Origin of the sequence: Solwaraspora sp. WMMB335 (assembly GCF_049179075.1) — a bacterium.
Lineage (GTDB): Bacteria > Actinomycetota > Actinomycetes > Mycobacteriales > Micromonosporaceae > Micromonospora_E.
In genome coordinates, this window is record NZ_JBMHMF010000001.1 from 6,064,465 (window position 1) to 6,073,301 (window position 8,837).

Annotated in this window: 9 protein-coding genes; 2 read left to right on the top strand and 7 right to left on the bottom strand. The window is 71.5% G+C overall.

The window, feature by feature from the left end; all coding sequences use genetic code 11:
* Positions 1-247: 247 nt before the first annotated feature.
* The 5 genes from ACN27F_RS26315 to ACN27F_RS26335 are packed head-to-tail and all read right to left on the bottom strand — an operon-like array spanning position 248 to position 4,453.
* On the bottom strand, positions 248-1,870 hold the full coding sequence (locus tag ACN27F_RS26315; protein ID WP_421437905.1) for an AMP-binding protein: 1,623 nt from the start codon (positions 1,868-1,870) through the stop codon (positions 248-250).
* A 3-nt stretch (positions 1,871-1,873) separates the two neighbouring features.
* Entirely contained in the window at positions 1,874-2,776 is a 903-nt protein-coding gene (locus ACN27F_RS26320) for an alpha/beta fold hydrolase (RefSeq protein ID WP_421437907.1), read from the bottom strand.
* Positions 2,773-3,216 (bottom strand): acyl-CoA thioesterase, encoded by a 444-nt coding sequence (locus ACN27F_RS26325; RefSeq protein ID WP_421437909.1) that lies wholly within the window; start codon positions 3,214-3,216, stop codon positions 2,773-2,775. Before ACN27F_RS26325 ends, ACN27F_RS26320 begins: the two co-directional genes overlap by 4 nt.
* A gap of 8 nt (positions 3,217-3,224) precedes the next feature.
* Positions 3,225-4,163 (bottom strand): hypothetical protein, encoded by a 939-nt coding sequence (locus ACN27F_RS26330; RefSeq protein ID WP_421437911.1) that lies wholly within the window; start codon positions 4,161-4,163, stop codon positions 3,225-3,227.
* Positions 4,160-4,453, bottom strand: a complete 294-nt coding sequence (locus ACN27F_RS26335; RefSeq protein WP_421437912.1) for a hypothetical protein — start codon at positions 4,451-4,453, stop codon at positions 4,160-4,162. Before ACN27F_RS26335 ends, ACN27F_RS26330 begins: the two co-directional genes overlap by 4 nt.
* A 184-nt stretch (positions 4,454-4,637) precedes the next feature.
* Here ACN27F_RS26335 and ACN27F_RS26340 point away from each other — a divergent pair, with 184 nt between their 5' ends.
* Positions 4,638-6,074, top strand: a complete 1,437-nt coding sequence (locus ACN27F_RS26340) for an MFS transporter (RefSeq protein ID WP_421437913.1) — start codon at positions 4,638-4,640, stop codon at positions 6,072-6,074.
* Positions 6,075-6,136: 62 nt separating this feature from the next.
* Here ACN27F_RS26340 and ACN27F_RS26345 read toward each other — a convergent pair whose 3' ends face one another.
* Both ACN27F_RS26345 and ACN27F_RS26350 read right to left on the bottom strand, forming a co-directional pair.
* Complete coding sequence (locus ACN27F_RS26345) at positions 6,137-6,829, bottom strand: SGNH/GDSL hydrolase family protein (protein ID WP_421437915.1); 693 nt, start codon at positions 6,827-6,829, stop codon at positions 6,137-6,139.
* Positions 6,826-7,332, bottom strand: a complete 507-nt coding sequence (locus ACN27F_RS26350; RefSeq protein WP_421437916.1) for a hypothetical protein — start codon at positions 7,330-7,332, stop codon at positions 6,826-6,828. The genes ACN27F_RS26345 and ACN27F_RS26350 overlap by 4 nt, the downstream gene beginning before the upstream one ends.
* 121 nt (positions 7,333-7,453) lie before the next feature.
* Here ACN27F_RS26350 and ACN27F_RS26355 point away from each other — a divergent pair, with 121 nt between their 5' ends.
* On the top strand, positions 7,454-8,047 hold the full coding sequence (locus ACN27F_RS26355; protein ID WP_421437918.1) for a TetR/AcrR family transcriptional regulator: 594 nt from the start codon (positions 7,454-7,456) through the stop codon (positions 8,045-8,047).
* The last annotated feature ends 790 nt before the right edge of the window (positions 8,048-8,837 follow it).

Sequence of the window (8,837 nt, forward strand, 5' to 3'; positions counted from 1 at the left end):
AGGCAAACGTTCCCTGATACGGCACTAGGCTACGTGGCATTGGCACGAGGCCCGTGTCTGCTACCGTCAGGACACCGCCCTCGCGGCATGAAACCCCGGCGTCCGATCCTCGGGTGGAACTTCAGACCTCGAAGTGATCGTCCGTCTGCTGCCTTCCCCACCTGCCTGGATAGGCCATAGGTGGGACCATGTCGGTCATCGATATCGAGCGCCAGCAGTGCCAGGGCTGGCTCGAGCGGGCCGCCGTTCACGACCTGCTGGGTGACGCACCGCCCGCGGTGCGGTCGGCGGGGAGCGTCAGGCCCAGCAGGAGGCCCTGCTCGTAGCGCTCCGCGATGGTGCGGCGCTGGAGCTTGCCGCTGCTCGTGCGGGGCAGCTGGCCGGCGCGCAGGTAGTGCACGTCGGCCGCCTCGATGGTCACGCCCATGGTGCGGACCAGGTGCTCGATGATGGTGGCCCGGCTGCCGTCGACGTCGTCGCGGGCGGAGCGGTCCACCGCCGTCAGCACGACGATGCGGCCGTCGCTCTGGATGACCGCGGTGCGGCCGGCGTGGACGAACGGTATGCGTTCCACGGCCTGCTCGAAGTCGGCGGCGAAGAAGCTCTGGCCGTTGACCTTGATGCGGTCGCTGATCCGGCCGGTGACGAAGATTTCGCCGTCGTCGAGGAAGCCGATGTCGCCGGTGCGGTAGAAGCCGTCGTCGCCGGTGAGGGGCTCGGACTTGTCGAGGTAGGCGGCGGTGAGGCTGCCGCCGGCGAGCTCGATCTCGCCGAGCTCCCGCTCGCCGCAGACGCGGCCGTCGGCGTCGCGGAGGCGGACCGTGAACTCCGGCATGGGGGCGCCGAGGGAGATCGCCGGGATACCCGACGGCGACGGCACGATGCGCGGCTCGCGGCCGGGGGCGCAACTGGAGACGAGCAGGACCGCCTCGGCCATGCCGTAGCAGGGCATGGCGATGTCGCGGCGCAGGCCGGCGGGGGCCATGAGGTCGAGGAACTCGTGCAGGTTGGGGATGTTGATCGGCTCGCTGCCCAGGTAGATCGCCCGCAGCCGGGACAGGTCCAGGGCCGCGATCCGCTCGGGGGCGGCATACTGCAGCATCCGCAGCGAGTAGTCGACGGCGAAGTTCGGGATGACCGTGCCGTGCACACCCTCCTCGGCCATGTGCTCCCACCAGCCGATCGCGTCGGACAGGAACGAGACCGGCTCGGCCAGCAGGAGGTCGCCGCCGACGGTCAGGCACGACAGCAGGCCGCCGACCAGCCCCATGTCGTGGTAGAGCGGCAACCAGCTGCTGACCCGCTCGTGCGCCTCGCGGCCGTCCGTGCGGCTGATCATGGCAAGGTTGGCGCGGAGCTGGTCGTGGCGGATCGGGATGCCCTTTGGAAACGCCGTCGAGCCGGACGAGAACTGCACGAACGCGAGGTCGTCGCCGGCCGGCGTGCGCAGCCGGGCGCCCGGGGTCCGGATGCCGGCCGCCGGCACGGCCAGGGGCGGCACCGGCAGCGCGACCGGCCGCAGGCTCGGCACGTGCAGGATGCGGGCGGCGGCGAAGTCGCGCGCCACCCGGGCCAGGAAGTCCTCGTAGGCGTCCCGCGGCGTGGACATGATCATCGGCTTGACCGAGAGCGGTACCGCCCCGATCTCCATCAGCGCCAGGAACGACATGATCACGGCGGCCGAGGTGTCGAAAGGGAACAGCACCCGCGTGCCCGGCCCGATGCCGTCGTCGCGGAAGGCCTCCGCGAACGCGGCGACGTGCTCGGGGAATTCGCGGTAGGCGATGAGCTCCGGCAGGTCGTCGAAGGCACCGTAGAGGTAGAGGCCGCTGTCGGGCGCGCCGCGCTTGGCGGTGATCTGCTCCAGCATCGCTCAGTCTCCTTGCCTGCGCATCCAGCCGATGATCCGTGGCAGTACCTCGGCCTCCGCCGGGCCGCCGCGCAGCACGTCGAAGTGGCCGGCATCCCAGCTCAGGCCCGTGTCCCGGCCCAGGACCAGATAGTCGACCGGGCCGCCCAGGTGGTCGGCCAGCTTGCGGGCGCGGGCGGGCGAGGCGTGGAAGCGGTCGGCGGCGCCGACCCCGACCAGGGCGGGCACCGTGACCTGGCCCAGGGCGCTCCAGTAGTCGGTGCGGCCGTCGGCGCTGCGGAACGCGCCGCCGGGCGCCCACTGCGCGAACTGCCGCATCAGGCCCGCCGGCTCGTCCCAGCGTCCCTGCCGCAGCGCCCGGGCCGGGAACCGCCCGGCGACCCGGGCCAGCAGCGCGGCGCCGCCGACCTGCAGCCGCTTGGAGGGGCCGCCGTCGGTGTAGTCGTTGACGGCCGCGGAGAGCGTGACGACGCCGGACAGCCGCTCCTGCACCGCGGGGTCGACCCCCAGCGCGGCCAGCGCCGCGTAGCCGGCCATGCTGTGCGCCAGCACGAACAGCGGCCCGGCGTGCCGCTCCCCGACCGCGCGGACGAGGTCCGGGATGTCGTGGCGGACGTAGGTGTCGAAGTTCCAGTCGTACGCCCGCCGCCGCGGCCACCGGCTCGACCCGTGGCCGCGCAGTGAGGCCGAGTGCGTCACGAAGCCGGCAGCCGCGAGCACAGCGGCCGGGCCCCCACCGGAGCGGCTGAGGAACAGCCCGCCGTCCGAGAAAAGCCCGGGCAGCAGCAGTACCGCTGCCGCGTCTTCGGTCTGCGCCGGCGGCCGGGCACACCGGACGTGCAGCTCGTGCCCGTCCGAGGTCGGCACCCAGTATTCGTCGGTCGGCGGGCTCGGGGTGGTGCTCACGGCATGACCAGCCTCTCGTCGCGGTGGGGGCCCGACGCGGCGAGAAAGTCCTGGAGGGTGACCAGGCAGCGGCGCCGCGCGTCCAGGAACGCCACGGTGATCCGCGCGTCCACCGCGGGCCGGTGCGCCCCCGGCAGGTGGACCCGCTGCCGGAAGCACGCCCGGTATGTCAGGTTCTCCGGGTCGAACTCGTCCTCGGACGGCGACTCGAGCACCGTGCGGACCTCGATCGGCCCGCGAGGGATCTCGGCCAGGTAGTCGGCCTCGCAGCGGGCCACCACGGCGACGAACCGTTCCCGCTGCACGAGACCGGTCCGGTCGAGCCAGTCCCAGCGGCCCGCCTCGAGATATTCCAGCGCCACCGCGTTGTTGACATGCCCGAGGATGTCCAGGTCGTTGGGGCGCGCCTGCAGCCGCAGCCGGGACTCGCCGAAATACACGCCGGTCGTCAGCTTCCGACCAGGCTCAGCCAGGTGTCCTCGACCTCGTCGGCGGAGTGCACCTCGATGCCCGTGATCTTCTTGAGCGCGCCGAAGATGAGCTGGGCCTTCTTGTCCAGGGCCTCCGGCCGGAAGGCGCCCTCGTCGGTCTCAAGCGCGTCCCACCAGTTCACGTGGGTGCCGCGGTCCTGCAGCTTGTCCCGGGCGCTGCCCTCGATCTCGCCGTCCGCGCGCAGGAACAGGTGGGCGACGGCGAAGGCGTCCTTGGCCGGATACTCGCCGCTGTCGACGAGGGCCTTGGCGAAGGCGATGAAGTAGTTGCGGTGCTGGATCTCGTCGGCCGCCACTTGCTTGAACAGCCGGCGCAGGCCCGGGTCCTGCACGACGTGCTGGCACTGGCCGTAGTTCACGGCCGCGGTGATCTCGGAGATCGCCAGCAGCACGAGTGTCCGCAGCATGTCGTCGTCGGGGAAGACCTGCCGGAACTCGATGAACGTCTCGTCGGTGATGGCCGGCATCCCGCTGAGGTCGGCCAGCCGGATGAAGACGGTCTCGTGGTGGGCCTCCTCCTCGTTCCAGTACCGGCTCCACGTGCCGCAGGCCTGCATGACCGCCGCGACGGCCGGGTTCTTCTCCTGCCAGCGCCGGCACTCGGCGTCGGCCTGGCGCTCCAGGCGGTCGGCGCCCGGCTTGGTGGTGAGCTCGGCGCGGCCGGCGTTCCAGACCATGGAGCGGTCGACCTCGGTCAGGTTGTCCAGGTCGATCCCCGCGAGCATCTCCACGACGCTCCACCGGCGCGCCTCGTGCAGCCGCTGCTGCTCCCAGGTGACGTCGACGAGCGACATGTTGCGCGTGGTGACGGCGTCGTAGAGGTCGGTGATGATGGCTGGCGCGTCGGTCGGCGCCGCCGAGCGGCGGATCCCCGGCTCGGTGTCGGTCGTGGTCATGCGGCCGCCTCTGCCTGCTTGTGGTACTCCTCGAGGAAGAGCTTGAGCATCGTCTGCGAGGACGTCTCCAGAGGCAGGGCGGGCAGCCGCACGCGGACGCCGAACTCCTGCCGGATCGCGTTGGAGGTGCGGGCCAGCGCCTCCATGAGATCGATGCTGTTGGTCATCTTGGGGGAACTGGCGAGCACGGTCGCCAGCGTGGCGTCGACGGCGAACAACTGCTCGTCGGGAAGCCCGGAATACTCTGCGAATTTCTGTCGAAGATAGACCTCGACCCGGTCGTTCTCCATGGCTCCCATCGTATAAGGACGAATCCTCCGGCGGCAGGTTCAGGTTGTTGCCAAGTCGCTGATGGTGAATGTCAAATCAGCGTCGCCGGCGCGGCCGAAACGGCCGGATGATATCGAGTACGGTCGGCACGGACCGATACGGCGGCACCACATGCGGGAGGCGCGGCAAATGGTCAGCAGGAACATGCCAACACCGGTCGCGGAGCCCGGCGCCCGGCCCGACCAGCCGGCCGGGGTGCGGCCCGGCACGGTGCTCGCCGTGGTGTCCGCCGGCGTCATCCTCTCCGGCGTCGACCTGTTCATCGTCAACGTGGCGCTGCCGCCGATCGGCCAGGACCTGCGCGTGCACGACCTGGCCGACCTGTCGTGGCTGCTCAACGCCTACACGGTGGTCTTCGCGGCGCTGCTGGTCCCGGCCGGGCGGCTGAGCGATCGCACGAACGTCAAGGCGGGCTTCCTGCTGGGCGTGGCGGTGTTCACGGTGGCCTCGGCGTGCTGCGCGGTGGCGACCTCGCTGCCGATGCTGGCGGCGTTCCGATCGGTCCAGGCCGTCGGCGCGGCGCTGCTCACGCCGACGTCGCTGGCCCTGCTGCTGGCCGCCTACCCGCCCGAGCGGCGGGCGGCCGGGGTGCGGCTGTGGACTGCGCTGGGCGGCATGGCGGCCGTCTTCGGCCCGGTGCTCGGCGGCCTGCTGGTCCAGGTGAGCTGGCGCTGGGTGTTCATCGTCAACGTGCCGATCGGCATCGCCGCGATCGCAGCCGGCCTGCGCCTGCTGCCCCGCCCGCAGGGCGGCGGCGGGCGCCCCGACGGCCTTGGCACGGTCATGCTCATCGCCTCGGTCGGCGCGGTGACGCTGGCGCTCGTGCAGAGCGCCGCCTGGGGCTGGGGCTCGGCGCGGGTGATCGGGCTGCTGGCCGGCGCCGCAGTCGTGCTGGCGCTGCTGCTGCGCCGCTCGGCCCGCCATCCCTGGCCGGTCGTGGAGACCCGGCTGCTGCGGGTGCCGGGCACGGCCGCCGCCCTGGTCTCGATGCTGCTGTTCTCCACCGCGTTCGGGGCGATGATCCTGTCGCTGGTGCTGCTGGCCGAGAACACCTGGGGTTGGTCGGCGCTGCACGGCGGGCTGGCTGCGACCCCGAACGCGGTGCTGATCCTGCCGTCGGCGGTGCTGGCCGGCGTGCTGATCAGCCGGCTGGCCCACGGCGGCGCCGTGGCCGTCGCCCTGGGGTGCGTGCTGTTCAGCGGGGGCGTGGCGTGGTGGTATCTCGGCGTGCCGGAGCACCCGGCCTACACGCCGCACCTGCTCGGGGGCCTGCTGCTGACCGGCGTCGGCGGCGGCCTGGCCATGCCCACGCTCTTCGGCCTGGCCACGGCGGGCCTGCCGGCGCACCGCTTCGCTACCGGATCGGGGCTGGTCAGCATGGTCCGTCAGATCGGCCTGGCGCTGGGCGTGGCGGTGCTGGTGGCCGTGCTGGGCTCGCCCACCGGCCGGGTGGCGGTCGACGACCTGCGGCGGGGCTGGCTGACCGTCGCCGTGCTCACGCTGGTCGCGGCGGTTCCGGTGCTGACGCAACTGCATTCCCGCCGCCCGGAAAACGACGGACAGGAAATGCCGGCAAAATGATGACGAGCATTCGCCGGACGGCGCCTGGCCGTCCGGCGAATGCGATTTCGAAGGACTCCTGGTTAGACCGGGATATGGTCGGCGACGACCTGGGCCCAGCGCCGGTAGCCGGCCGCCGAGAGATGGAACCGGTCGGTGGCGAAGAAATGCCGCGGCGGGATTTCGGTCATCGTGACCCAGGTGGTGCAGGGCCGGGTCCGGCAGATGTCGCGGGAGACCCGGTCGAGCGCCTCCGCGCGCGCGGTCAGCAGCCGGCCGAGGGCCGGCGGAACCGACGGGAACAGCGCGAACGGGGGGATGCCGGCGACGACCACGTGGCCCGAGCGCTCCATGAGGTCGTCGACGATGGCCGCCAGGTCCGCGGCCCACTCGTCGGGGTGCCGGCCGCCCATCACGTCGTTGCCGCCGGCCAGCAGGACGGCCGCGTCGAGCTCCTCGCCGATCTGGGACAGCAGCCGGTAGCGAATCCGGCGCGCGGTGGCGCCGAACTGGCCGACCACCTGCCACTGCACGGGCCGCTGGGTGCGCGAGGCCAGCTCGCGGGCGAGCCAGCCGGTGAAGCTCTCGTCGTGGTTGTCGACCCCGCACCCGGCCGCCGTGGAGTCGCCGAGGACGGCGACGCGCAGGGGCTGGCGCGACGTCGACCGTCCGACCGTGCCGGTGGTCGGCCCGGCCGCGGGTGGGGCCATCTTGGTGGTGGCCTTGAGCCACAGGCCCTGCATCGTGCCGATCGGGCGGTCCAGTGCCTTCATCATCGGTTCGTCACCCCGTTGCGGACCCGGCCGGCGGCGACCCGCGCCGCCGCCTTGCGGAGCACGCCGGGCACGAGTCGGCGGTGCAGGACGGACAGCGGCGGCCAGACCAGGTGCGCCAGCCAGCGGTCATACCGCAGGAACGTCCCCAGCGCCACGCTGTCCCCGGTCGTTTGAACGACCAGGTTGGCGGCCAGGAACCAGGAGCCGGCCTCGAGGCGGATCCACTCGCCGCTCTGCTCGCCGATCTGCCACCCGGCCACGGTGTCGGCCGACACGCTGCGGCTGAGCCGCATGCCCATCAGGCCCCGCCACAGGAACAGCTCGGCAGCGTTGGGCGTGTCGCCGAACATCACCCGGGCCCACCGCTCGACCGTCGCGGCGGTGGTGTCGGTCGGCAGCACGAAGTGGTCGGCGTAGTCGATCCGGCCCAGCGAGCTCAGGGCCCGCACGGACTCGGGCAGGCGCTCGACCCCGAGGGTGCTCACGGCGGCGCCGACGCTCACGGGGCACAGATCCGTTCGTAAGATCTCATTGGTCCTGCTCCGCTCGTAATATACGGTGCCGTACATTGTCACTGTAGCGGAGGTGTATGGTGTTGTACATAACAAGACGAGGTGAGATGCAGTGGCTGCCACCCGGACCCCCCGCGAGCGGTGGATCGAGGAGGGCCTGCTGGTCCTGGCCGAGGGCGGGCCGGACGCCGTGCGGATCGAGGTGCTCGCCAAGCGGCTCGGCGTCACCAAGGGCGGCTTCTACGGCTTCTTCTACGACCGCGGGGCGCTGCTGCTGGCCATGCTCGACGCGTGGGAGCGCGAGAGCACGGACGAGGTGATCGCGCGCGTCCAGCGGGAGGGCGGCGACCCGCGCAGCCAGATCCAGCGGGCCGGTGTGCTCACGTTCTCCAGCAGCCGGCTGCTGCCGATCGACCTGGCGATCCGCACCTGGGCGCGGCACGACGCGGTGGTCGCTGAGCGGCTGCGCGCGGTGGACAACCGGCGGATGGCCCTGCTGCGCCAGATGATCGGCGCCTACTACACGGACCCCGAGGAGATCGAGGCCCGCGCCCTGCTTGCCTTCTGCATGGCCATCGGCGTGCACTTCCTGGCCGCCGACCACGAGCACCGCACCCGGGCCGAGGTCGCGCAGCGCGCGGTCGACCTGTTGTTCGATCGGGCGCCCCGCGCCGCGGCGGCCGAGGCGGCGCACCGGGAGCACTGACGCGGCCGGTTACGGCGACCGCGAAGAATGACAGCAAATTCGTCATGCGCCAATATAGCGACGGCTATTTCGAATTTATCCCCGTGGCGAGAATAGGCCCGCTGCCGGGTCCGTACAAGGTGGATGCAGGAAGATGCCATGGGCCGCGGACCCGGCCCATTGCCCACGTGAGCCGCGTCACCGGCCGCCCCCGCTGGCCCGCCGGATCGGTGAAAGTCCCTGGTAGAGCGGTGCCATCGGGCCAAACCGGCGAGCCGACCGCGCAATAAGCGGCAAATGCTGGTTTTGTACTTTCGACGTCTGCCAAGCAGCCCGCCGGACCGGCGATGAGCTGCGGCTTCACCCCCGCCCGGCCCCCTCTCTGGCGGCTTCGCACGACGCTCGCCGGGCGAGCTGTTTTACCAGGGTGTAAAAACGGTGAAATATCGACGTCATCGATTGTTTGACATCTCCGGACGCATCGATGGCGAATGAAAATACGGTTACGTATAGTCCGTCAGCGACGCGTACTCGCTCAAACACAGGGGGAGAGCACCGTCGGTTCGCATGCGCGCACCGCGACCACTGCCGAGCAGTGCCCCACGGCCTCGCGCCGGCACTGACGGCCCCGCCCTCGGCACAACGCCGGGCCGGCATCGTGCACCGGCCCGGCGGCCACCAGCCCGCAGTACAGCCCGCCAGGTTGCCGGCGCCCGCGCCGGGAACCGCCTGGACGAGCGCACCGCGATCCCGGATCAACCAAGGGGACATGGTCATGAGCGTCGAGATCGAAGACCCGCAGCAGGCGAAG

Excerpts from the sequence above, each read along its gene's own strand:
- ACN27F_RS26315 (WP_421437905.1), bottom strand. The coding sequence starts at position 1,870 with ATGCTGGAGCAGATCACCGCCAAGCGCGGCGCGCCCGACAGCGGCCTC.
- ACN27F_RS26330 (WP_421437911.1), bottom strand. The coding sequence starts at position 4,163 with ATGACCACGACCGACACCGAGCCGGGGATCCGCCGCTCGGCGGCGCCG.
- ACN27F_RS26335 (WP_421437912.1), bottom strand. The coding sequence starts at position 4,453 with ATGGAGAACGACCGGGTCGAGGTCTATCTTCGACAGAAATTCGCAGAG.
- ACN27F_RS26340 (WP_421437913.1), top strand. The coding sequence starts at position 4,638 with ATGCCAACACCGGTCGCGGAGCCCGGCGCCCGGCCCGACCAGCCGGCC.
- ACN27F_RS26345 (WP_421437915.1), bottom strand. The coding sequence starts at position 6,829 with ATGATGAAGGCACTGGACCGCCCGATCGGCACGATGCAGGGCCTGTGG.